Origin of the sequence: Paenibacillus naphthalenovorans (genome assembly GCF_900099895.1) — a bacterium.
GTDB lineage: Bacteria > Bacillota > Bacilli > Paenibacillales > NBRC-103111 > Paenibacillus_G > Paenibacillus_G naphthalenovorans.
Window position 1 is genome coordinate 1 of the sequence record NZ_FNDY01000029.1, and the last position, 22,283, is coordinate 22,283.

At 50.6% G+C, this 22,283-nt stretch carries 26 protein-coding genes, 1 rRNA gene and 1 other annotated feature; all 27 genes read left to right on the forward strand.

What is annotated here, in order from left to right; all coding sequences use genetic code 11:
* The first annotated feature begins 2 nt into the window (after window positions 1–2).
* The 27 genes from rrf to BLT35_RS20535 all read left to right on the forward strand — a co-directional run bounded on the left by rrf (window position 3) and on the right by BLT35_RS20535 (window position 22,269).
* Window positions 3–119, forward strand: a 5S ribosomal RNA gene (rrf, locus tag BLT35_RS20405).
* A 412-nt stretch (window positions 120–531) separates the two neighbouring features.
* Window positions 532–993, forward strand: coding sequence for a CtsR family transcriptional regulator (locus BLT35_RS20410; RefSeq protein ID WP_062410357.1), 462 nt, complete (start codon window positions 532–534; stop codon window positions 991–993).
* Between the two features lie 12 nt (window positions 994–1,005).
* Window positions 1,006–1,527 carry a protein-arginine kinase activator protein McsA gene (gene mcsA / locus BLT35_RS20415; protein WP_062410358.1) on the forward strand — a complete coding sequence of 174 codons (522 nt, stop codon included), beginning with the start codon at window positions 1,006–1,008 and terminating at the stop codon, window positions 1,525–1,527.
* A 30-nt stretch (window positions 1,528–1,557) separates the two neighbouring features.
* Complete coding sequence (gene mcsB / locus BLT35_RS20420) at window positions 1,558–2,625, forward strand: protein-arginine kinase McsB (RefSeq protein ID WP_062410359.1); 1,068 nt, start codon at window positions 1,558–1,560, stop codon at window positions 2,623–2,625.
* Window positions 2,626–2,690: 65 nt separating this feature from the next.
* Window positions 2,691–5,135: an ATP-dependent protease ATP-binding subunit ClpC gene (gene clpC / locus BLT35_RS20425; protein WP_054818694.1), complete on the forward strand. Its 2,445-nt coding sequence runs from the start codon at window positions 2,691–2,693 to the stop codon at window positions 5,133–5,135.
* 149 nt (window positions 5,136–5,284) lie between these two features.
* On the forward strand, window positions 5,285–6,652 hold the full coding sequence (gene radA / locus BLT35_RS20430; RefSeq protein WP_062410360.1) for a DNA repair protein RadA: 1,368 nt from the start codon (window positions 5,285–5,287) through the stop codon (window positions 6,650–6,652).
* 18 nt (window positions 6,653–6,670) lie between these two features.
* Complete coding sequence (disA, locus tag BLT35_RS20435; RefSeq protein ID WP_256380575.1) at window positions 6,671–7,750, forward strand: DNA integrity scanning diadenylate cyclase DisA; 1,080 nt, start codon at window positions 6,671–6,673, stop codon at window positions 7,748–7,750.
* 89 nt (window positions 7,751–7,839) lie between these two features.
* A complete protein-coding gene (gene pssA / locus BLT35_RS20440) occupies window positions 7,840–8,583 on the forward strand; it encodes a CDP-diacylglycerol--serine O-phosphatidyltransferase (RefSeq protein WP_062410361.1) in 744 nt (247 codons plus the stop codon).
* Between the two features lie 154 nt (window positions 8,584–8,737).
* Window positions 8,738–9,835, forward strand: a complete 1,098-nt coding sequence (locus BLT35_RS20445) for a PIN/TRAM domain-containing protein (RefSeq protein WP_054818697.1) — start codon at window positions 8,738–8,740, stop codon at window positions 9,833–9,835.
* A gap of 107 nt (window positions 9,836–9,942) precedes the next feature.
* Entirely contained in the window at window positions 9,943–10,647 is a 705-nt protein-coding gene (gene ispD, locus BLT35_RS20450) for a 2-C-methyl-D-erythritol 4-phosphate cytidylyltransferase (RefSeq protein WP_137671169.1), read from the forward strand.
* Window positions 10,647–11,132, forward strand: a complete 486-nt coding sequence (gene ispF / locus BLT35_RS20455; protein ID WP_054818698.1) for a 2-C-methyl-D-erythritol 2,4-cyclodiphosphate synthase — start codon at window positions 10,647–10,649, stop codon at window positions 11,130–11,132. The genes ispD and ispF overlap by 1 nt, the downstream gene beginning before the upstream one ends.
* Window positions 11,133–11,216: 84 nt before the next feature.
* A complete protein-coding gene (gene gltX / locus BLT35_RS20460) occupies window positions 11,217–12,668 on the forward strand; it encodes a glutamate--tRNA ligase (protein WP_074729635.1) in 1,452 nt (483 codons plus the stop codon).
* An 87-nt stretch (window positions 12,669–12,755) separates the two neighbouring features.
* The gene (locus tag BLT35_RS20465) at window positions 12,756–13,097 is read left to right on the forward strand and encodes a hypothetical protein (RefSeq protein WP_139170837.1); all 342 of its coding nucleotides are present in this window, start codon (window positions 12,756–12,758) and stop codon (window positions 13,095–13,097) included.
* Between the two features lie 6 nt (window positions 13,098–13,103).
* Window positions 13,104–13,772, forward strand: coding sequence for a serine O-acetyltransferase (cysE, locus tag BLT35_RS20470; RefSeq protein ID WP_074729637.1), 669 nt, complete (start codon window positions 13,104–13,106; stop codon window positions 13,770–13,772).
* A gap of 2 nt (window positions 13,773–13,774) precedes the next feature.
* Window positions 13,775–15,172, forward strand: a complete 1,398-nt coding sequence (gene cysS / locus BLT35_RS20475) for a cysteine--tRNA ligase (RefSeq protein ID WP_074729638.1) — start codon at window positions 13,775–13,777, stop codon at window positions 15,170–15,172.
* Window positions 15,173–15,181: 9 nt separating this feature from the next.
* Window positions 15,182–15,619 (forward strand): Mini-ribonuclease 3, encoded by a 438-nt coding sequence (locus BLT35_RS20480; protein WP_054818700.1) that lies wholly within the window; start codon window positions 15,182–15,184, stop codon window positions 15,617–15,619.
* Between the two features lie 29 nt (window positions 15,620–15,648).
* A complete protein-coding gene (gene rlmB / locus BLT35_RS20485) occupies window positions 15,649–16,392 on the forward strand; it encodes a 23S rRNA (guanosine(2251)-2'-O)-methyltransferase RlmB (RefSeq protein ID WP_054818740.1) in 744 nt (247 codons plus the stop codon).
* Between the two features lie 26 nt (window positions 16,393–16,418).
* Window positions 16,419–16,934, forward strand: coding sequence for an NYN domain-containing protein (locus BLT35_RS20490; protein ID WP_062410366.1), 516 nt, complete (start codon window positions 16,419–16,421; stop codon window positions 16,932–16,934).
* 111 nt (window positions 16,935–17,045) lie between these two features.
* A complete protein-coding gene (sigH, locus tag BLT35_RS20495) occupies window positions 17,046–17,690 on the forward strand; it encodes an RNA polymerase sporulation sigma factor SigH (RefSeq protein WP_054818701.1) in 645 nt (214 codons plus the stop codon).
* Window positions 17,691–18,097: 407 nt separating this feature from the next.
* A complete protein-coding gene (rpmG, locus tag BLT35_RS20500) occupies window positions 18,098–18,247 on the forward strand; it encodes a 50S ribosomal protein L33 (protein WP_025851018.1) in 150 nt (49 codons plus the stop codon).
* Between the two features lie 18 nt (window positions 18,248–18,265).
* Window positions 18,266–18,478, forward strand: a complete 213-nt coding sequence (gene secE / locus BLT35_RS20505) for a preprotein translocase subunit SecE (RefSeq protein ID WP_062410367.1) — start codon at window positions 18,266–18,268, stop codon at window positions 18,476–18,478.
* A 27-nt stretch (window positions 18,479–18,505) separates the two neighbouring features.
* The gene (gene nusG / locus BLT35_RS20510) at window positions 18,506–19,039 is read left to right on the forward strand and encodes a transcription termination/antitermination protein NusG (protein ID WP_054818741.1); all 534 of its coding nucleotides are present in this window, start codon (window positions 18,506–18,508) and stop codon (window positions 19,037–19,039) included.
* 51 nt (window positions 19,040–19,090) lie between these two features.
* A complete protein-coding gene (rplK, locus tag BLT35_RS20515; protein WP_062410368.1) occupies window positions 19,091–19,516 on the forward strand; it encodes a 50S ribosomal protein L11 in 426 nt (141 codons plus the stop codon).
* Between the two features lie 84 nt (window positions 19,517–19,600).
* Window positions 19,601–20,293 (forward strand): 50S ribosomal protein L1, encoded by a 693-nt coding sequence (rplA, locus tag BLT35_RS20520; RefSeq protein WP_062410369.1) that lies wholly within the window; start codon window positions 19,601–19,603, stop codon window positions 20,291–20,293.
* Between the two features lie 55 nt (window positions 20,294–20,348).
* Window positions 20,349–20,513, forward strand: a sequence feature (ribosomal protein L10 leader region).
* Window positions 20,514–20,669: 156 nt separating this feature from the next.
* The gene (gene rplJ / locus BLT35_RS20525) at window positions 20,670–21,182 is read left to right on the forward strand and encodes a 50S ribosomal protein L10 (RefSeq protein WP_074729639.1); all 513 of its coding nucleotides are present in this window, start codon (window positions 20,670–20,672) and stop codon (window positions 21,180–21,182) included.
* A 43-nt stretch (window positions 21,183–21,225) separates the two neighbouring features.
* Window positions 21,226–21,588, forward strand: coding sequence for a 50S ribosomal protein L7/L12 (gene rplL, locus BLT35_RS20530; RefSeq protein WP_054818705.1), 363 nt, complete (start codon window positions 21,226–21,228; stop codon window positions 21,586–21,588).
* Window positions 21,589–21,672: 84 nt separating this feature from the next.
* Complete coding sequence (locus tag BLT35_RS20535) at window positions 21,673–22,269, forward strand: class I SAM-dependent methyltransferase (protein ID WP_074729640.1); 597 nt, start codon at window positions 21,673–21,675, stop codon at window positions 22,267–22,269.
* Window positions 22,270–22,283 lie beyond the last annotated feature (14 nt).

A 22,283-nucleotide genomic window follows, 5' to 3' on the forward strand; every position in this document is an offset into this window, starting at 1 on the left:
CGTTTGGTGATGATGGCGGAAGGGAACCACGCGTACCCATACCGAACACGACCGTTAAGCCTTCCAGCGTCGATGGTACTTGGACCGCAGGGTCCTGGGAGAGTAGAACGTCGCCAAGCAATGAAAGAGCCTCTTCGGATTATAATCCGAAGAGGCTCTTTCCTGTTGTGTGATGCATAAAATAAGCACATCTTTTCAATTTGAAATGCTTTTGCGGTATATGAAATAAACGATGGGGTGTTTTTTAAAAATAAGCGCACGGTATTATTTAAAGACATAATCTTAGGGAAAGAATACATAATAAGCATAGGAACCGAAACCGTTGTTGCTTAAACGAAGTTAAACAAATGTGATATCGGAGCATCTCGCTGTAGGCTCAGTCTGGAGCACTGCGGGGTGTTGCATTATTGTAAAAATCTGATATAATGTTTTTAAAGTCAAAGAAAGTCAAAGTCAATAATTGAGATTTTCAATGGCTTTCACACAACATTTTACGAACTGGCTTTACTTCTGCCTTTGGAGGTCGAACGGATGCGAAATGTTTCAGAAGTTATCGAACAGTATCTGAAGCAAATTTTGCAGCAGAGCCCGGGCGGCGTGATTGAGATCCAGCGTAATGATCTTGCCGATCAGTTCAACTGTGTTCCATCACAAATCAACTATGTCATCAGTACCCGTTTTACTTTGGAAAAAGGGTACATTGTGGAAAGTAAACGAGGCGGCGGCGGGTACATTCGAATTCAGAAGATTAAACTGCATTCTCATGGCCCCGTGCTTGACCATATTTTTCGAACGATCGGCTCGCATATGGATCAATCCGCTTCGGAAGGTCTGTTGTACCAGCTAGAGGAGGGCGGCTTCATTTCCGAAAGGGAAGCGGCCATCATGAAGGCAGCTATGGCAAGAGAGGTGCTCACCTTGAAACTGCCTCTTCGCGACGAGATTCGGGCGAAGCTTCTTAAAGCCATGCTGATCTCCTTACTTAGCAAATGAGGAGGGAACCGAATGTTATGTCAAGAATGTGGTAAAAAACAAGCAACGCTGCATTTTACTAAAATTTTGAATGGCGAGAAGACGGAATTTCACATTTGTGAAACGTGTGCCAGGGAAAAGGGAGAGCTGATACCGGGAACCCCGAATGGCTTTTCCATTCACAATCTGTTGAGCGGATTACTTGACTTTGAACCCTCAACAACGCCCGGCACGCTGGCGAATAAAGTTCAACCGAGCCGCTGCGAGCATTGCGGGCTTACTTATAGTCAATTTAGTAAAGTAGGACGATTCGGCTGCAGCGAATGCTACAAATATTTCGGTGAGAAGCTCGATCCCCTTTTCAAAAGAGTCCACGGAAATATCATTCACACCGGCAAGGTTCCAAAACGATCTGGCGGGTTGATTAAATATAGGCGCGAAATCGATCGGCTCAAAAAGGAGCTGCTGTTATCCGTTGAAAATGAAGAATTTGAGCAAGCGGCCAAGCTTCGGGATCAGATTCGGGAATTAGAAAAGAAAGTAGCCGAAGGCTGAGATAATGACAGGTTGTTGGGGGGAATGCTTATGACAGAGGCGAGCCGGTTTACAAAGCATGCTCTGAGCGATTGGATGAAGGCGGATGGCCCAGATTCGGATATCGTGATGAGCAGCAGAATTCGCATTGCCCGGAATTTACGGGCCTACCCTTTTCCTATGTTGGCGACGAACCAACAGTCAAAAGAGGTTTTGGATCAAGTAGCTCAGGCGCTTCATAATGATGAATTGAATACGATCAGCAAGTTTACGCTGCTTCCGCTCTCGGAATTGAATGATTTGGAAAAACGGGTGCTGGTTGAAAAGCATCTGATCAGTCCGGCCCTGGCTAACGAGTCACGGAACGGTGCGGTTATTTTGAGCGATAATGAATCGATCAGCATCATGGTGAATGAAGAAGACCATCTGCGAATACAATGCCTGTGCCCCGGTTTTCAAATTAAAGAAGCGTGGGAGATGGCTAATGAAATCGACGATGCTTTCGAGGTGCAGCTGAACTACGCATTTGATGAGAAAAGAGGGTACATGACGAGCTGCCCGACAAATGTCGGAACCGGTATTCGCGCGTCGGTTATGATTCACCTTCCGGCGTTGGTGCTGACTCAGCAGATCAATCGAATTTTGTCGGCTATCACACAGGTAGGCTTGGCGGTTCGGGGTCTGTATGGTGAAGGCAGCGAGGCTCTGGGCAATCTGTTCCAAATATCCAACCAGATTACGCTCGGGCAATCGGAAGAGGAAATTATCGACAATCTTTACAGCGTAGTCAGACAGATCATCGAGCATGAACGGGCGGCCAGACAGAAGTTGGTACATGAAACCAAAGCCAAAATTATCGATCGAGTCAGCCGTTCCTATGGAATTCTTTCCTATGCGGCGATTATGGACTCCAAAGAAGCGACGCAGCGGTTGTCGGATGTTCGGCTCGGCATTGATTTACAATTTATCAAGAATGTGTCACCAAACGTACTGAATGAGCTTCTCGTGATGACCCAACCGGGTTTTTTACAGCAATTAGCAGGAGAAAAGCTAACCCCTGAAGAAAGAGACATTAGAAGGGCCCAGCTGATCCGGGACAAATTATCACAATCGGATTGAAGCCCGGCCGAGTTCATGTTAATGTGGAAACCATATTCCCTTACTAATTTTTGGAGGTGTTACACATGATGTTTGGCAGATTTACAGAACGTGCGCAGAAAGTACTGTCTTTGGCTCAGGAAGAAGCCGTTCGTTTGGGTCATAACAATATTGGAACGGAGCATATTTTGCTCGGTTTGATTCGCGAAGGCGAAGGAATTGCGGCCAAGGCGCTGATCGCGTTGGGGCTTGGTTTGGAGAAAATTCAGGACGAAGTCGAATCGCTGATCGGCAGAGGACAAGAGCAGCCGACGAATATCGCTTATACCCCTCGAGCCAAAAAGGTTATTGAGCTGTCCATGGATGAGGCGCGAAAACTCGGGCATACGTATGTCGGAACGGAGCATATTCTGCTCGGATTGATTCGCGAAGGCGAAGGTGTTGCAGCGCGAGTGCTGGGCAATTTGGGCGTAAGCTTGAATAAAGCCCGCCAACAAGTGCTCCAACTTCTTGGCAGCAGCGAGGTGGTCTCGCCGAACCATGGTAGCCCTGCTAATGTAAATACACCGACTTTGGACGGTCTGGCGCGTGATTTGACCGCCTATGCCAAAGAAGGCAACCTCGATCCGGTTATCGGCCGGAGCAAGGAAATCGAGCGCGTCATTCAGGTGCTCAGCCGCAGAACGAAGAACAATCCGGTCCTGATCGGGGAACCGGGGGTTGGTAAAACCGCTATTGCGGAAGGCCTGGCCCAGAAAATTGTAGCCAATGAGATTCCCGAGACTTTGCGTGACAAACGCGTGATGACTTTGGATATGGGATCTGTCGTAGCCGGTACCAAATACCGCGGCGAATTCGAAGACCGTCTGAAAAAAATCATGGATGAAATTCGTCAAGCCGGCAACATCATTCTTTTCATTGATGAGCTGCATACGCTTATCGGTGCAGGCGGAGCGGAAGGCGCAATCGATGCCTCCAATATCCTGAAGCCGGCGCTGGCCCGCGGCGAACTGCAGTGCATCGGAGCGACGACGCTGGATGAATATCGCAAATATATCGAGAAGGATGCCGCTTTGGAAAGACGCTTCCAGCCGATTACGGTGGATCAGCCTTCTCCGGAAGAGGCGATTCAAATTCTCCATGGGCTTCGTGACCGGTATGAAGCACACCATCGTGTAAAAATTACAGATGAAGCGATTGAGCAAGCCGTGAAGCTCTCCGATCGTTACATCACGGACCGCTTCCTCCCGGACAAAGCGATTGATTTGATTGATGAGGCAAGCTCAAAAGTAAGGCTTCGCTCTTACACCGTTCCGCCGGATCTGAAAAAGCTCGAAAGCCGTTTGGAAGACATCCGCAAGGAGAAGGATGCTGCCGTACAGAGCCAGGAATTCGAGAAAGCAGCCGCGCTTCGTGACACGGAGCAGAAGATGAGAGAAGAGCTCGATGCCACAAAGAACGAATGGAAGGAAAAACAAGGCCGCACCGACTCCGAGGTGACGCCGGAAGATATCGCCCAAGTGGTGGCCAGCTGGACCGGCATCCCGGTGGTGAAGCTGGCTGAAGAAGAAACCGAGCGTCTGCTCAAAATGGAATCCATTCTGCACGATCGGGTGATCGGACAGGATGAAGCGGTGAAAGCCGTGAGCCGCGCAATCCGTCGTGCAAGAGCGGGGCTGAAGGATCCGAAGCGTCCGATGGGTTCATTTATATTCCTTGGGCCGACAGGGGTCGGTAAAACGGAATTGGCCCGCGCTTTGGCGGAGTCGCTGTTCGGCGATGAAAACGCGGTGATCCGGATTGACATGTCCGAGTACATGGAGAAGCATTCCACTTCCCGTTTGGTTGGAGCGCCTCCGGGATACGTCGGATATGAGGAAGGCGGACAACTTACGGAGAAAGTACGCCGCAAGCCGTACTCTGTCGTTCTTTTGGATGAAATTGAGAAGGCCCATCCGGAAGTGTTTAATATCTTGCTTCAAGTGCTTGAAGACGGACGTTTAACGGACTCCAAGGGCCGTACAGTGGATTTCCGCAACACGCTGATTATCATGACATCCAACGTCGGGGCGGATTTGATTAAGAAAAACTCGACGCTGGGCTTTACTGCGGCACAAGATTCGGGCAGAGATTACGCAAACATGAAGGACAAAGTCATGGGCGAACTGAAGAAGAGCTTCCGTCCGGAGTTCTTGAACCGGATCGACGAAATCATCGTATTCCACTCCCTGGACGAAAAGCATATCGGCGAAATCGTATCGTTGATGGCCGAAGAACTGCGTAAACGTCTGAAGGAGCAGGAAGTGGATTTCGTACTGACCGATGCGGCCAAGGCATTCCTTGCCAAAGAAGGCTACGATCCGGCATTTGGTGCAAGGCCTCTACGCAGAGCGATTCAAAAGCATATTGAAGATCGTTTGTCTGAAGAATTGCTCCGCGGCAACATCAGTAAGGGCGATACGCTTACGATTGATGAGAAAGAAGGCGAGTTGATTGTGGAGCGCAATCAAGGCGTCGCTTCACAAGCATAATGAAAAAATCCGGCTGCCGTTTTCCGGCTGGTCGGATTTTTCTTTATACGGAATGAACTGGGAGGGTTTTCAAGGGTGTTGCATCATGGTAAACTTTGTTTTGTAGTACTATAAGTGCGTTTGGGCTTGAAGCAGGATTAGGAGGCGCAATGGCCAAAGCAAAAACAAAGTTTTTTTGTCAGCAGTGCGGCTACGAAACGCCGAAATGGTTCGGCAAATGCCCTGGCTGCGGAGCTTGGAATACTTTTGTGGAAGAAGTGGAGACTTCCGGCAAGAGCAGGGGGCTTCATTTATCTTTTTCCGATAAGAAAGAAAAAGCAGTTTCCATCATAAACATAGAAAGCAGTCAGGAAGAGCGCATTATCACGGATAACCGGGAGTTAAACCGTGTGTTGGGAGGAGGCGTCGTACCAGGATCCCTTATTCTGGTAGGGGGCGATCCTGGAATTGGCAAATCGACACTTCTGCTGCAGGCTTCCTACGCATTGACGCAGCAAAATCTCAAAGTGCTGTATATTTCCGGCGAAGAATCCGTCAGGCAGACGAAGCTCCGAGCCGACCGGCTTCAAGCGGTCTCCGGTTTGTTGTTTGTACTTAGTGAAACGAACGTGGAGTATATCGAGGCGGCGATTGATGAGATGGAGCCGGATTTTGTCGTCATTGATTCCATTCAGACGGTATATCATCCCGCTGTGGCTTCGGCACCCGGCAGCGTATCTCAGGTCAGAGAATGCACGGGGCATTTTATGCGCATCGCTAAAGGGAGAGGCATTGCCACCGTGCTTGTGGGCCATGTTACTAAGGAGGGGTCGATTGCCGGGCCGCGACTTCTCGAGCATATGGTCGATTGCGTGCTTTATTTTGAAGGGGAGCGGCATCACTCGTATCGTCTTCTGCGTGCCGTAAAAAACCGGTTCGGTTCGACGAATGAGATCGGTATTTTTGAAATGCGGGAGAGCGGATTAGTCGAGGTGAGCAACCCTTCGGAGCTGTTCTTGTCGGAACGGCCGATGGGTGTATCCGGTTCAACCGTGGTTGCGAGCATGGAGGGAACCAGGCCGGTTCTGGTTGAACTGCAGGCGCTCGTATCGACCACAAATTTCCCTTCTCCCCGGAGGATGGCCACCGGCTATGATCACAACAGGTTGTCGCTGATCATCGCTGTGCTGGAGAAACGAATGGGTCTGTTCTTGCAGAATCAGGACGCTTACCTCAATATCGCAGGCGGAGTCAAGCTCGACGAACCGGCAGTAGACCTTGCTGTGGCGGTGAGCATTGCCTCAAGCTTCCGCGATCAGCCTACACAGCCGTTCGACGTTGTCTTCGGCGAGGTGGGCCTGACCGGTGAGGTCCGCGGCGTTTCCCGAGTAGATCAGCGGGTGCGCGAAGCGCAGAAGCTCGGCTTCAAGCGGGTCATTCTCCCGCACAAAAGTCTGAAGGGGTGGACGCCGCCCGCAGGAATTGAAATCATCGGTGTGAATACTGTAGCCGAAGCGCTATCAGCAGCTTTAGTATAACCGTCAGGAGGGACACCTTTGAGCAAGGAAGAAGCGAAACGCGACGTGATGAGCCAACTGCTGCAGTTGGTAGCGCCGGGAACCCCTTTTCGGGAAGGGCTCGAAAATGTGCTGCGAGCCAAAACCGGCGGTCTGATCGTCGTAGGATACAGTCCGGAAGTGATGGAAATTGTGGACGGAGGATTTTCCATCAACTGCGACTTTTCCCCAAACTATTTATATGAGTTGGCCAAAATGGACGGCGCCATCATTCTCAGCGAAGATCTCAAACGCATACTTTATGCCAATACACAGCTGATTCCGGATTCATCCATCCCATCCACCGAAACGGGGATCCGTCACCGGACAGCAGAGCGCGTCGCGAAGCAGACTTCCAAGCTGGTAGTGTCGATTTCGCAGCGGCGAAACGTCATCACGCTGTATCAAGGAAATTTGCGGTATGCCTTAAAAGATATTGGTGTGATTTTGACCAAGGCGAATCAGGCGATTCAAACGTTGGAAAAATATAAATCTGTACTCGATCAGGATTTGACGAACCTTGGCGCTTCGGAATTTGAAGAGCTCGTGACGCTACACGATGTAACGGGAGTTATACAACGTATCGAGATGGTGCTGCGTATTAAAGCGGAAATCAATCGCTACATCAACGAGCTGGGGAACGAAGGCCGTCTGATCAGTATGCAGCTGCATGAATTGGTCGGTAATACGGAATACGAAGCCTTTTTGCTGATTAAAGATTATGTCAAGGATCCCAGCGACGAAAAGGTTAAAGAAGTCTTGAACTCGCTCAAACGGCTGGCCACCGACGAAATGCTGGATCATTCCCACATTGCCCGAGTGCTTGGATTCCCGCATGCGACCAACAGTGCGGAGGAAATCGTATCCCCGCGGGGGTATCGGGTATTGAATAAAATCCCGAGGCTGCCGTCGGTGATCATTCATAATCTGATCGAGCGCTTCGAACAGCTTCCTCATCTGATGATGGCCACGATCGAGGAACTGGACGAAGTGGACGGAATCGGAGAAGTAAGGGCCCGAACGATAAAAGAAGGCCTAAAACGAATTCAAGATCAGGTACTCATTGACAGGCATATCTAACTTGCATACAATCATAAGGTACCTTAGTATAATTGAATTGGGTTAGGTTTTTTTGAATAGGGCACAGTATAACCAGAGGTGGATTAATCATGATAACGAAATCCCTCCCGAATTTGTTTACCGTCGGGAACTTGTTTCTCGGCATCATTTCGATCATTATGGTGTTTAACAATAAACCCGAGCTGGCGGCTATTATGGTGCTTGTGGCTATGCTGCTTGACGGTTTGGACGGACGGGTGGCCCGTGCGCTCAATGTTCAAAGCGAATTCGGCAAGGAACTGGATTCGCTGTCCGATGTCATCTCGTTTGGGGTGGCTCCGGCGTTCATTATGTATGTTATGGCCTTTACCGAGATGAACGCGGCAGGGGCGTGGATTGTCACGGCGATTTTCCCCATTTGCGGAGCGCTGCGGTTGGCTCGCTTCAACGTGATTGCCGGTACGCCCGGCTACTTTATCGGTTTGCCCATACCGGCTGCCGGCGGTGTTCTTTGTACGCTTGCTCTGTTTCACAATGAGCTGAGCACCATGGTGCTTGTCTTGGCCACACTTCTCCTGTCCTATCTGATGGTCAGCACGGTGAAATATCCGAACTTCAAGAAGGTGGGCATTCCAAAAGCGGCGATATGGGTAACCCCGATCGTGGTGATCATCGCCGTTGTCATTGCCGTTCAATTTCCGGGCACACTGTCCAAGATCATCTTTGTACCGCTGCTCCTGTATGCACTGTACGGCCTAAAAAAAAACGTTGACCGTCTTTTCGTCTTTCTCCGCCTGAAGAAAAAGAAAACGAATACGATGGAAGAACCGGAATCCAAAACAACGACAATTTAACGAAGAGATGTCCGTGAAAATGAAAAGCATTTATTTTCCTTATGGAAATAAATGCTTTTTTGTTTTTTTCTTACGGAACGATTAGGCAGGAAACTTTTGGTTCATAATTGTAACGTAAGGGATTATGCAACCGATTTTGATGGAGGTGAAGTCTATGATGAAAAAATGGTTCCAGCTTCTATTCGCAGTTATTGGCGGTACGCTTGGATTACAATGGAGTGATACGATAGGTAAACCATTATTTGAAGTCATAGGTACAGTAACGGGTATTCATGAAATAAAAGGGCAGGGAGCATGGATGTTTGGGGTGGGAGCACTCTTCTTTTATTCGATGAGCTCCTGGGCGCTAAATTCTCTGCTTAAGGTCATGGTTCAGGGGGAAGAACGCGCGGCGAATATGCCGGCGGCCGATATGCTTGCCGGGGCGGCGGGAATGGTGATGGGATTGTTGGTCTCTTCCGTTCTGCTGAATCCTTTGGCGCGTGCGGGTATATTCAATCCGCTGCTGCATATGCTGTGTATCGCGATTTTCTCGTATGCGGGATACCGGATGGGGATCTTGAAGAAAGAAGAGTTGTTAGCCGCACTCGATAAGCGGCGGTCGGATCGGAGACGCGGCGCTTCAGGCGAAGCCAAAGAGTTTGAGGAGCATAAAATTCTGGATACGAGCGTCATTATCGACGGCCGGATTGCAGATATCTGCAAGACGGGGTTTATTGAAGGTACGCTGGTCATTCCGGAATTCGTGCTGGAGGAGCTTCAGCATATTGCCGATTCCTCCGATCTTTTGAAAAGAAACCGCGGACGTCGGGGGCTTGATATTTTGAACAAGATTCAAAAGGAGCTCGACGTGAAGGTGCTGATCTATGAAGGGGATTTTGAAGAGATTTCCGAGGTGGACAGCAAATTGGTCAAGCTGGCGAAATTGCTTCAAGGCAAAGTGATCACGAACGATTTCAACCTGAATAAAGTATGCGAGCTTCAGGGCGTGTCGGTTCTGAACATCAACGATTTGGCCAATGCGGTGAAACCGGTCGTACTGCCGGGAGAGGAAATTCTCGTGCAGGTAATCAAGGACGGCAAAGAGCACGGTCAAGGCGTCGCTTATTTGGATGACGGCACGATGATTGTGGTCGAAGGCGGGCGTGACTTTATCGGCACGACACTGGATGTTCTGGTGACGAGTGTTCTGCAAACTTCAGCCGGACGAATGATTTTTGCTAAGCCCAAGCTATTGGAAAAAGCGCTCTAACGCGGTATGATAGTGTAGATGCGCTAATCGGGCCCATGTCTTGCCGGAAACGGCAGCTTTCGCGAAAGCAGGGCCCTGAAGCCGATATGTTGTGGCAGGTGGACAAGTTGACGATCAGACTTGGAGTAGTCGTTGTCGCTGCGGGCAAGGGCTCGCGGATGGGCACAAAAGAAAGCAAGCAGTATTTGCTGATTGATCATAAGCCGATTCTCGTACATACGCTGGAGCTGTTTGAACGCTTCGCTCCGGTAAGCAGCGTTGCGCTCGTTACCGGAGCGGACGATGTGCCGCGCTGCGGTCAGTTTGTCAGGGAGTACGGACTGGGCAAAGTAAAGCATATTATACAGGGTGGAAAAGAACGGCAGGATTCCGTTTATCAGGGCTTGCAGGCCTTGAAAGGGACTGTCGATTGGGTCATGGTACATGACGGCGTCAGGCCGTTCACGGCAGTTGAGCACCTCACCGCTTGTCTGCATCAAGCGATGAAGACGGAGGCAGCAGTGCTTGCCGTGCCCGTGAAGGACACGATCAAAGTCGTGGACGGCTCGGGGGTGATCCAATCCACTCCTGACCGGAGCAGCTTGTGGGCGATCCAAACGCCGCAGGCTTTTCGTTTTTCCGTGCTGCTGGAGGCGCACGAACGCGCCCGGCAAGAAGGGTTTACAGGGACGGACGATGCCATGCTGGTGGAGCGGATGGGGATCCGCGTGTCGGTAGTGGAAGCCGACTATTACAATATTAAAATCACGACTCCCGAGGATCTGCCTTGGGCGGAGTGGATTATTCGCAATGTCAGGGGAGAGAAGAAATGATGATTCGGGTAGGACAAGGCTTTGATGTACACCAGTTGGTGGAAGGGCGCAAGTGCATCATCGGCGGAGTGGAAATCCCGTACGAGAAGGGACTGCTCGGGCATTCGGACGCGGACGTGCTGCTGCATGCGGTGAGTGATGCCATTCTGGGAGCGCTCGGGCTTGGGGATATCGGCAAGCACTATCCCGATACGGATGCCGCCTTTAAAGATGCGGACAGCTATAAGCTGCTGGTAGACATATGGGGGAAGGCGAAGGAAGCGGGATACCGTTTGGGAAATGTGGATTGCACCATCATCGCGCAAAAACCGAAGATGGCTCCGTATATTCCGGCGATGGCGGAGCGCATCGCTCAGGCGCTGGAGGCGGAGACGAGCCAAGTCAATGTGAAAGCAACGACGACCGAGCAGCTTGGATTTACGGGACGCGGAGAAGGAATAGCGGCACAAGCGGTTGTTTGTCTTGTCCAAGGTGTGCTATCATAACACATATTATTTTGACGGTTGATCGGCTTGCAGGCATCGTTCGGTCTGAAGGAACGCCTGCGGAGCAGGGGAGGAGAACAACGTATGGCAAAGTTTCGTGTGAGGTATGCGCCGAGCCCGACAGGGCACTTGCATATCGGGGGAGCGCGTACGGCGCTGTTTAACTATTTGATCGCCCGTAAGGAAGGCGGACAGTTCGTGATCCGTTTCGAAGATACGGATCAAACCCGGCATGTGGAAACCGGAGTGGACAGCCAACTGAACGGATTGAAGTGGCTGGGTATCGAATGGGACGAGAGTGTGGATGTAGGAGGACCGTATGGGCCGTATCGCCAAACCGAACGGCTGGACCTGTACCGGCCTTTTATTGACCGGCTGCTGCAGGAAGGCAACGCCTACTACTGTTACTGTACGGAAGCGGAGCTGGAGGAGGAGCGGGCTAAGCAGGAGGCTGCGGGCCAGATGCCGATGTATTCGGGCAAATGCCGCCATCTGACGCCGGAGCAGGCGGAGGCCTACAAAGCGGAAGGCCGCAAGCCGTCGATCCGCTTCCGTGTGCCGGAGAACCGGACGATTGCTTTCGAGGATCGGATTCGCGAGCGCGTCGAATTCGATACGAACGGCATCGGCGATTTCATTATCGTCCGCCCCGACGGCATCCCGACGTATAACTTTGCGGTCATTCTGGATGACCACCTGATGGACATCACCCTAGTTATTCGCGGGGAAGAGCACCTGACCAATACGCCACGGCAGATCATGATGTATGAAGCGCTTGGCCTTCCTGTGCCGGAATTCGCGCATTTGGCGCTGATCCTGAATCAGGACCGCAAAAAAATGAGCAAACGGGACGAATCGATCATCCAATTTATCGAGCAGTATAGGGATCTGGGTTATTTGCCGGAAGCGGTGATGAACTTTATCGCGCTCCTAGGCTGGTCTCCGAAAGGGGAGGAAGAAATCTTCACAAGGGAAGAGCTGATTGCAGGATTCGATCTCGACCGGTTGTCCAAGAGTCCTGCGGTATTCGATATGGATAAGCTCAATTGGATGAGCAACGTCTACATCAAAAAGGCGGATACCGAGCGTATTGCAGAGCTGGCACTGCCCCATCTTCAAAAAGCGGGCAGACTGCCACAGGAGTTGACGGACGAGCAGCGGCAGTGGGCTCACTCCCTGATCGGGCTGTATCAGGAGCAGCTGCGCTATGCCGCTGAGATTGTTGATTTGTCGGAGCTGTTCTTCCGCGAGGAGGTCAGCTATGATGAAGAAGCTAAAGCGATGCTTGCGGAAGAGCATGCACCCGTCGTATTGCACAGCTTCTTAACCCAGGTGGAACAGGCGTCAGAGTTTGATGTCGATGCTCTAAAGGCGATGCTGAAAGCTGTCCAAACGGAAACCGGCTATAAAGGGAAGCAGCTCTTTATGACGGTGAGAGTGGCCCTGACGGGTCAAATGCATGGACCCGATCTGAATAAGACCTTGTATTTGTTGGGCAAAGAAAAGGTGATTCAACGGGTGAAGAAGTTATTGTAAACCTTCCGTTTTTTCGATATACTATAGAGATCATTGATATTGCTTTAACTTCATACTTAGTGGCGACGAACGGGAAAGTACGGAAAAATGCGGGATTCTCAGAGAGGACAACCGGTGTGGGGGCATGCCGGCTGCGAGTTGTCCAATCCTCTTTATCCGGAAGTGCACCCGGGAGCTGTAAAGACGATCTGCCTGCGAGCGCTCCGGCTGCAGCGGCAGGGTAGCCTTTACCGTGACGTTCACGATACGAACGATACGAGATGGATAAGCTTCCCGGCCAATCATGGCTGCCGGGAAGAGGATTTATACTTATCCAAGCAGAGTGGAACCGCGGTATTTGAACGCCTCTGCAGCCGAAATCGGCTGCGGAGGCGTTTTTTGCGCGACGTTCTTTCTTTGGCTTGGGGGATTAGGAAAGGGAAGCGGTGAAACGATATGTTCGAACGGATGAAAGAAGACATCAATACGATCTTTGAGAACGACCCGGCGGCCAGGGGATGGTTTGAAGTCGTCTTTACTTATGCCGGTTTGCATGCGCTTTGGGCGCATCGGGTCGCGCATTGGTTTTATAAAAAAAGATGGTATACGCTGGCCCGCGTGATTTCTCAGATCAGCAGGTTTATGACGGGCATTGAGATTCACCCGGGTGCGGTTATCGGACGGAGATTTTTTATCGACCACGGCATGGGCGTCGTCATTGGAGAAACCTGCGAAATCGGCGATGACGTACTGTTGTATCATGGTGTAACGCTGGGGGGTACAGGCAAAGAGCGAGGGAAGCGCCATCCGACCATCGGCAATAATGTGGTCATTTCGGCCGGAGCCAAGGTGTTGGGTTCATTCACGGTAGGAGACAACTCCCGCATCGGCTCGAATGCGGTAGTGTTGAGCGAAGTGCCGCCGAACAGCACCGTAGTGGGAATTCCGGGACGCATCGTCAAGAGGGATGGCGTTCGTATCGGTCGGTTGGAGCATGATAAGCTTCCCGATCCGATCATCGATATGTTCAAACAGCTGCAGGAGCAGGTTGACGAGCTGAAGGCGGCGCAGCAATGGGAGCAGAAAAGGGAACCAGTGAAAACAAAGATCGGAGGAAACGATTGAGCATGTCGCTTAAGATTTATAACACGATGACACGTACGAAAGAAAACTTTATACCGCTGGAACCGGGTAAAGTAAAAATGTATGTGTGCGGTCCGACCGTATATGATTATATTCACATCGGGAATGCCAGACCGGTTATTTTTTTCGATGTGGTTCGCCGTTATCTGGAGTCGATAGGTTATGATGTGACGTTCATTGTGAATTTTACCGATGTGGATGACAAGCTGATCAAGAAGGCCGCGGAGATGGGCACCACCGTTCCGGAGGTGGCGGACTTGTTTGTTCAAAAGTATTATGAGGATACGGCGGGTCTGGGTGTTCGCAAAGCGACGGCGCATCCCCGCGTGACGGAGAACATGGCGGACATCATCGAGTTCATTTCGGGGCTGGTAGCCAATGATTACGCCTACGAATCCGGAGGAGACGTTTATTTTCGGACATCCAAATTTACCGAGTACGGCAAGCTTTCCCACCAAAACCTGGAGGAGCTGCAGTACGGCATTCGGGTAGACGTGGACGAGCGCAAGGAGAATCCTCAAGATTTCGTGCTTTGGAAGGCTGCGAAGCCGGGTGAAATTAGTTGGTCAAGCCCCTGGGGTGAAGGCCGCCCGGGATGGCATATCGAATGCTCGGCGTTGGTTCGTAAATATTTGGGCGAAACGATCGATATTCACGGTGGAGGCCAGGACCTGACTTTTCCGCACCATGAATGTGAAATCGCTCAATCCGAGGGATTAACCGGCCGCCGGATGGCCAATTATTGGATGCATAACGGATTTGTGAATATCAACAATGAAAAAATGTCCAAATCGCTTGGAAACGGCATTCAAGTGCATCAACTGCTCAAGGAGATGCCGGGCCAGGTGATCCGCTATTTTATGCTCTCCGGCCATTACCGCAATCCGTTGAATTTCAGCGAGGATGCGGTGGAGCAAGCAAAGGGCAGCTTAGCCCGTTTGGACAACTGTATCGCCGCTTTGAAGCACCGGCTGCAATCCGCGGAAGCGGGGGAGGCCGACGCTGCGGTCGTGGAGGCGGTCCGTGCGGCCAAGGAGCAATTTGAAGCGAAGATGAACGATGATTTCAATACGCCGGATGCAATTACGGCGGTGTTTGAGCTTGTCAGTGCCGCGAATAATTATTTGCAATCGGGGCGGGTAACGTCCGGCTCCCTGGAGTTGTTCGTACAGCAGTTTGCAGCTATGGACGGCGTGTTGGGTCTATTGGCCCCGGAGGCAGAGGAATTATTGGATGAAGAGGTGGAACGGCTCATTACAGAAAGGACCGAAGCGCGAAAAGCGAAAAATTGGGCCCGCGCCGATGAAATCCGGGATCTGCTGACAGAACGCGGCATTCAACTGGAAGATACGCCTCAAGGCATCCGCTGGCGGCGGAAGTAGGGCGAGTTTATGAAATGGGACGAAATGTCGGATCAGGAGATCAAGAGCCATTTATTTTCCTTCCCGCCCGCCCGCGAACCGGGTCAGCTTCATCCGCTGGTGCTGGCGTATATGGGAGACGCCATTTACGAGGTGTTCGTGAGGCAGTATGTGGTGGCGCAAACGAATCATAAGCCTAACTACTTGCATCGGACGGCTACCCGGTATGTTTCGGCAAAATCGCAGGCGAAATCGCTGCAGCGTTGGCTGCCGCATCTCACGGAAGAGGAACAGGATGTCGTCAAGCGGGGGCGCAATGCCAAGTCCGGGACAACCGCGAAGAATGCGGATGTGTTGGAATATCGGCACAGCACCGCGTTTGAATGCCTGATCGGCTATTTGTATTACACGCAGCAATGGGAGCGGCTTCAGTATTTGATGTTGCTGTCGTTGGAGCAGGATAAATAACATTCGAAGAAGGAAAGGGGGCCTTGGGCATGGAAGAAGAATTTATCGGAGGAAAGCATTCCGTACTTGAAGCGCTGCGTTCCGGGCGGACGATCAACAAAATTTGGATTGCCGAGCAGGCGCAAAAACAGCTCGCCCAGCCGATTATTGCCGAAGCGAAGCGCAGCGGGGTGGTTGTGCAGCTGGCTGACAAGCGGAAGCTGGATCAAATGGCCTCGGGCCTGCAGCATCAAGGAATCGTCGCGCAAGTGGCGGCATATGCATACGTCGAAGTCGAGGATTTGCTTGCGAGAGCGGAGGAGCGCGGTGAGATGCCGTTCTTGCTTTTGCTTGATGAAATAGAAGATCCGCATAACCTTGGCTCCATTCTGCGTACAGCGGACTGTACCGGCGTGCACGGGGTCATTATCCCCAAAAGACGTTCCGTGGGATTGACGGCTGCCGTCTCGAAAACATCCGCGGGTGCAGTAGAGTATGTTCCGGTAGCGCGTGTGACGAATCTGGCGCAGACCATCGAGCTGCTAAAGGAGCGCGGGGTATGGGTGGCCGGAGCGGATGTCGGGGCCGAGCAGCCCGTATACCAGACGAATCTGAACCTGCCTCTGGCGATTGTGATCGGTAATGAAGGTAAAGGGATCGGCCGGTTGATTAAGGAAAAATGCGATTTTCTGCTTAAACTCCCGATGTTCGGTCAAATTAATTCGCTGAATGCCTCTGTCGCCGCATCGGTCTTCATGTATGAAGTCGTCCGGCAGCGGACGGCAGCCCGCTAGCGCGCTTACCAGCAGGGCGATGCTGCATGATACAGGAAATCTTAATCGTAGACGGATACAACATCATTGGCGACTGGCCTGAGCTTAAGGCGCTGAAAGAAATCAGGCTGGAAGAAGCGCGGGACAGGTTGATTGAGATGATGGCGGAATATCAATCGTTCTCGGGCATGAAGGTGATCGTTGTTTTTGACGCGTATTATGTGCCGGGACTTGGCGGTAAGTATGTTCAGAGCAAGCTTCCGGTTTATTACACCAAAGAAAAGGAAACGGCGGATGAACTGATCGAACGATTGGTTACGGAGCATATCGGACGGCGAAAGCAAGTATATGTGGCGACTTCGGATATGACGGAGCAGCATGTTATTTTCGGTAAAGGAGCCTTCCGCATTCCGGCCGGCGAGCTTCTCGTAAAGCTGCGGCAAGCGCGGGCCGAGATCCGGCGAAAAATTGAGGATGAAGCCGCGGGGAAGCGTAATACCTTTGATAAGCGGCTCAGTGAAGATGTTCGGGCGATGTTCGAAAAGTGGCGGCGGGAGAAGTAGCTTTGCAAATCTAGCAAGTAAAGCTTTTTCTAACGGGAATCCGGTTGACGATGGTAGATTACATAATGTATACTAGTCCTATCTTTCAAGCGTTGGGCCGGAGGGATTGTAGTGAGTGTCGACTTCAAAGAGTTGAGAATGGACGAATACGACCTCAAGGCAGACGAAGATCTTGTCGAAGCGGTCCGTGAAGGAAATAGCGATGCACTGGAGTACTTGATCAACAAGTATAAAAACTTTGTCCGCGCCAAAGCACGTTCTTATTTTTTGATCGGCGCTGACAGGGAAGACATCGTGCAGGAAGGTATGATCGGTCTCTATAAATCGATCCGCGATTTCCGCGGAGAAAAGCTCGCCTCTTTTAAAGCCTTTGCCGAACTCTGTATTACCCGCCAAATCATCACAGCGATCAAAACCGCCACGCGCCAAAAGCATATTCCTCTGAATTCTTACGTTTCGCTGGACAAGCCCATTTATGATGAAGATTCCGACCGTACACTGCTTGATGTGATCTGCGGTTCCCGGGTATCCGATCCGGAGGAGCTGATCATCAATCAAGAGGAGTTTAGCGGACTTGAAGACAAGATGGGCGAGATTTTAAGTGATCTCGAACGCAGAGTGCTGATGCTGTATTTGGACGGACGCTCCTATCAGGAGATTGCTGTTGATTTAGACCGCCATGTCAAATCGATTGACAACGCGCTTCAACGGGTAAAACGCAAGCTCGAAAGGTATTTGGAAGTACGCGATGCATAATGATTAAAGCGCCTTTTGCTTTTGTGGAGGTGCTTTTTTGCAATAAAAATAAAAACGTCCGGCAAAACTGAACAATTTCCTTTCCGCGCAAGAAAAGCGGCTGTACAAACCGCAAATGGTTCTTCACCGAAAGGGCTTCGTTCGGAAGCTTTTTTATACCCTTATCATAGAACAAATGTTCCTGAAATGCAAGGGATCCCTTTATATAAATCGGTTTAGGATTCGTTTAAGATCCGGGGCCTTGGTTAATAATGGATGTGGACGGGGACGGACAGCCAAGTGAATACATTCCTTGACACAAGCTATGTCGTGTGCTAAAGTATTTGGGTGGCCTTAATTGAAAGGCGTTTTTTTGCTGATCATATAAGGCTGTAAATCTTGAGGCTGGTCCGTAGGAGGTGTACATCATGCGGGTGATCATCACTTTAGCGTGCACAAACTGCAAGCAAAGAAACTATACATCCACTAAAAATAAGCGCAACCATCCCGACCGCATGGAGTTGAAGAAATATTGCAAGTTTTGCAATGAACAGACAGCTCATCGCGAAACGCGCTAGTTTTTTGGAGGTGTAGTTGTGTCCTTTTTGGCTAAATTGAAGCAGGGATTCGGCAATACATTTTCTTTTTTTGCGGACAGCTGGTCCGAGCTGAAAAAAGTAAAATGGCCTAGCCGTAAAGAGCTGATTAGCTACACGCTGGTCGTATTATTTACGGTCACCTTTATAACGGTGTACTTCTACGTTCTGGACCTGGGAATTTCAGAGCTGCTTCGCCTCGTGTTTCAATAATCTGGGCTGGTGGGTGGCACTATGGAAATGGAAAAAAGATGGTACGTCGTACATACCTATTCCGGGTATGAAAACAAGGTGAAGGCAAATTTGGAAAAGCGCGTCGAATCCATGGATATGAAGGACAAGATTTTTCGTGTGCTCGTTCCCATGGAAGAAGAGCTTGTGAATAAAGACGGCAAGAAGAAAACGGTTATGCGTAAAGTATATCCAGGGTATGTCCTCGTGGAGATGATCCAGACGGACGATTCGTGGTATGTCGTGCGCAACACTCCTGGGGTTACCGGGTTTGTCGGATCGACCGGTTCGGGTTCGAAGCCGACGCCGCTGCTTCCCGAGGAAGTGGATGCGATTCTCAAGCACATGGGTATGGAAGAGCCGAAGCCGAAGATCGATTTCGAGCTCAAAGAAACCGTACGCGTAAAAGTTGGACCGTTTGCCAATTTTGTCGGTTCCGTAGAAGAAATTCTGCTCGACAAAAGCAAGCTGAAGGTTCATGTCAACATGTTCGGCAGAGAGACGCCGTTGGAGCTTGACTATAATCAGGTGGAAAAGCTTTAACCGTTGTAAGCGAAATTCTGCCATACTACGGGCGAGGAGGTGTACACAACAATGGCAAAAAAGGTTATTAAAATGGTGAAATTGCAGGTCCCTGCAGGAAAAGCGAATCCGGCTCCGCCGATCGGTCCTGCTCTTGGTCAAGCCGGCGTTAATATCATGGCGTTCTGTAAAGAATTTAATGCTCGCACGGCCGATCAAGCAGGTCTCATCATTCCGGTAGAAATTACGGTATTCGAGGACCGTTCCTTCACGTTCGTTACCAAAACGCCTCCAGCTGCCGTATTGCTGCGCGTGGCTGCAGGGATCGAAAAAGGTTCCGGCGAACCGAACAAGAAGAAAGTTGCAACCGTTAATCGTGCGAAAATTCGTGAAATTGCCGAGCAAAAAATGCCTGACCTGAACGCGGCATCCATCGAGGCTGCTATGCGTATGGTGGAAGGTACGGCTCGCAGCATGGGCGTTGCAATCGTAGACTAATCCATGCTTCCGGCCCCCGGTTATAACGGAGGAGCCAACCAAGTGGGAGGATATTCCGCTAATACCACATAGGAGGATAAGACAGTGGCTAAACACGGCAAGAAATACTTGGAAGCTGCCAAGCAAATCGACGCTGACGCTTTTTACGAGCCGCTCGAGGCGATCGAGCTCGTGAAGAAGACAGCGCGTGCCAAATTCGACGAAACCGTTGAAGTGGCTGTACGTTTGGGCGTAGACCCTAGAAAACAAGACCAAGCCGTTCGCGGTGTGGTTGTATTGCCTCACGGCACAGGTAAAACAAAACGCGTTCTTGTATTCGCCAAAGGCGAAAAAGCCAAAGAAGCGGAAGCGGCAGGAGCCGATTTCGTTGGCGATCAAGACATGATCAACAAGATCCAGCAAGGCTGGTTCGACTTCGATGTCTGCGTAGCTACGCCAGACATGATGAGCGAAGTGGGTAAGCTCGGCCGTATCTTGGGTGGTAAAGGTTTGATGCCGAATCCGAAAGCGGGTACCGTTACGTTCGACGTGGCGAAAGCCGTTCAGGAGATCAAGGCTGGTAAAATCGAATACCGTCTGGATAAAGCCGGACAAATTCACGCGCCGATCGGAAAAGTTTCCTTCGAAGCCGAGAAGCTTGCTGAAAATTTCAAAGCTTTGATTGATGCGCTGAACAGAGCGAAACCGGCCGCAGCTAAAGGGGTATACCTGAAGAACATCGCGGTATCCTCGACAATGGGTCCGAGCGCTCGTGTGAACGCTGCAGCTCTTAGATAGGAGTAGCCTTGGTATTTGACTTTCCAGGTCATCCATGCTAACCTGTTCTAAGTCTAACAAACGAATATGCTTACCGTAGACAGCAGGTGCTCCTACCCATGGGCTTAATTTCCTGCCGAGGTGTTATGATATAAATTCGGTATTCTTTGCTTAACAGCTCAAGAATATGTGAATCATCATGCCTTCGCTTTCGTCTGCGAAGGCATTTTCGCTTTTATGCGGACCTTGCCTTGGCGGAGATGGCGAGAAACGGAATGAGCGGCCTCGGGCGGACTTTGTTTACGAGTTAAGTTTACGAAGCAGTTTTCTCACGAAAACTTATAGCTTATGCTTACGATGCAAGCTTTCCTGCAGAAAGCTCTTAGGAGGTGCAAAAATGGCAAACGCAAAAATTATCGAGCAAAAAGCTCAACAGGTTACGGCTGTAGCCGAAAAGCTGAAAGAAAGCTCTTGTTCCATCGTTGCCGATTACCGCGGCTTGAACGTTGCCCAAGTAACGGAGCTTCGCAAACAATTGCGTGAAGCTGGTGTGGAATTCCAAGTGTTGAAAAATACTTTGGTACGCCGTGCTACGGCGAATGCGGAACTGTCTGAACTGGATGAGTATTTGACTGGTCCTACTGCGATCGCATTCAGCAAAGAAGATGTCGTGGCTCCGGCTAAAATTTTGGCGGAGTTCGCTAAGAAGAACGAAAACCTGAACATTAAAGCAGGCGTTGTAGAAGGTAAAGTGGTTGATATCAACCAAATCAAGGCGCTGGCTGAGCTTCCGTCCAGAGAAGGTCTTCTGTCCATGTTGCTCAGCGTGCTTCAAGCTCCGATTCGCAACTTCGCCCTTGCGGTTAAGGCTGTATCCGATAAGCAAGAAGGCGGCGTACAAGAAGCGTAATCTTTTTAAAAAAACGATCTAAATATAAACGGAGGTTTAAACCATGAGCAAAGAGCAAATTTTGGAAGCCATTAAAGGCATGACAGTATTGGAACTGAACGATCTGGTTAAAGCAATCGAAGAAGAGTTTGGCGTAACGGCGGCTGCTCCTGTGGCAGTAGTAGCAGGCGGCGGCGCTGCAGAAGCGCAAGAGCAATCCGAATTCGACGTTATCCTGGCAAGCGCAGGCGCGTCCAAAATCAACGTAATCAAAGTGGTTCGCGAAATTACAGGCCTTGGCTTGAAAGAAGCAAAAGACCTCGTAGACGGCGCACCGAAGCCGTTGAAAGAAAAAGTTTCCAAGGAAGAAGCTGAATCCATCAAAGCTAAGCTGGAAGAAGCAGGCGCTTCCGTAGAAGTGAAGTAATTTCAAAGGTCAAGCACCCCTTGAAGAGGCGATTCTCTCAAGGGGTTTTCCTTTTCAATACAGCAAACAGGGAGGTGGCCGAACGTGTCGGAACATTACTATTCCAGAAAACCCAGCGTTGAACATGACCTGCACACCATTGAAGAGACGATGCGTGGACGCAGGTTCATTTTTGTAACGGATGCCGGGGTGTTCTCAAAAAAGGGGGTTGATTACGGATCGAAGCTGCTCGTGGAAACGGTGGCGCTTCCCGTCGATGCCCGGATTCTTGATGTGGGCTGCGGTTACGGGCCGATTGGACTGACGGCTGCCGTGCTGGCGCACAAGGGTACGGTCACCATGGTGGACATCAATGAACGCGCTGTTGCGTTAGCCAAGCACAATGCCGATCGGAACGGCCTGGACAATGTAGAAATACTGCAAAGTGACCTGTTATCGGAGTTGAAGGGCCGGTCGTTTGATGTGGTGCTGACCAATCCTCCGATCCGAGCCGGCAAAGAAACGGTTCACCGTATTTTCGAGCAGGCGCATGAAGCACTTGTACCGGGCGGCGCTCTTTGGGTCGTTATTCAGAAGAAACAAGGCGCCCCGTCGGCTTATAGCAAATTGGAGTCTCTCTATAGCCGTGTAGAACAGGTGGAACGGAGTAAAGGCTACTGGATTATCAAGGCTGCGAAATGATTTTGATGCGCTGG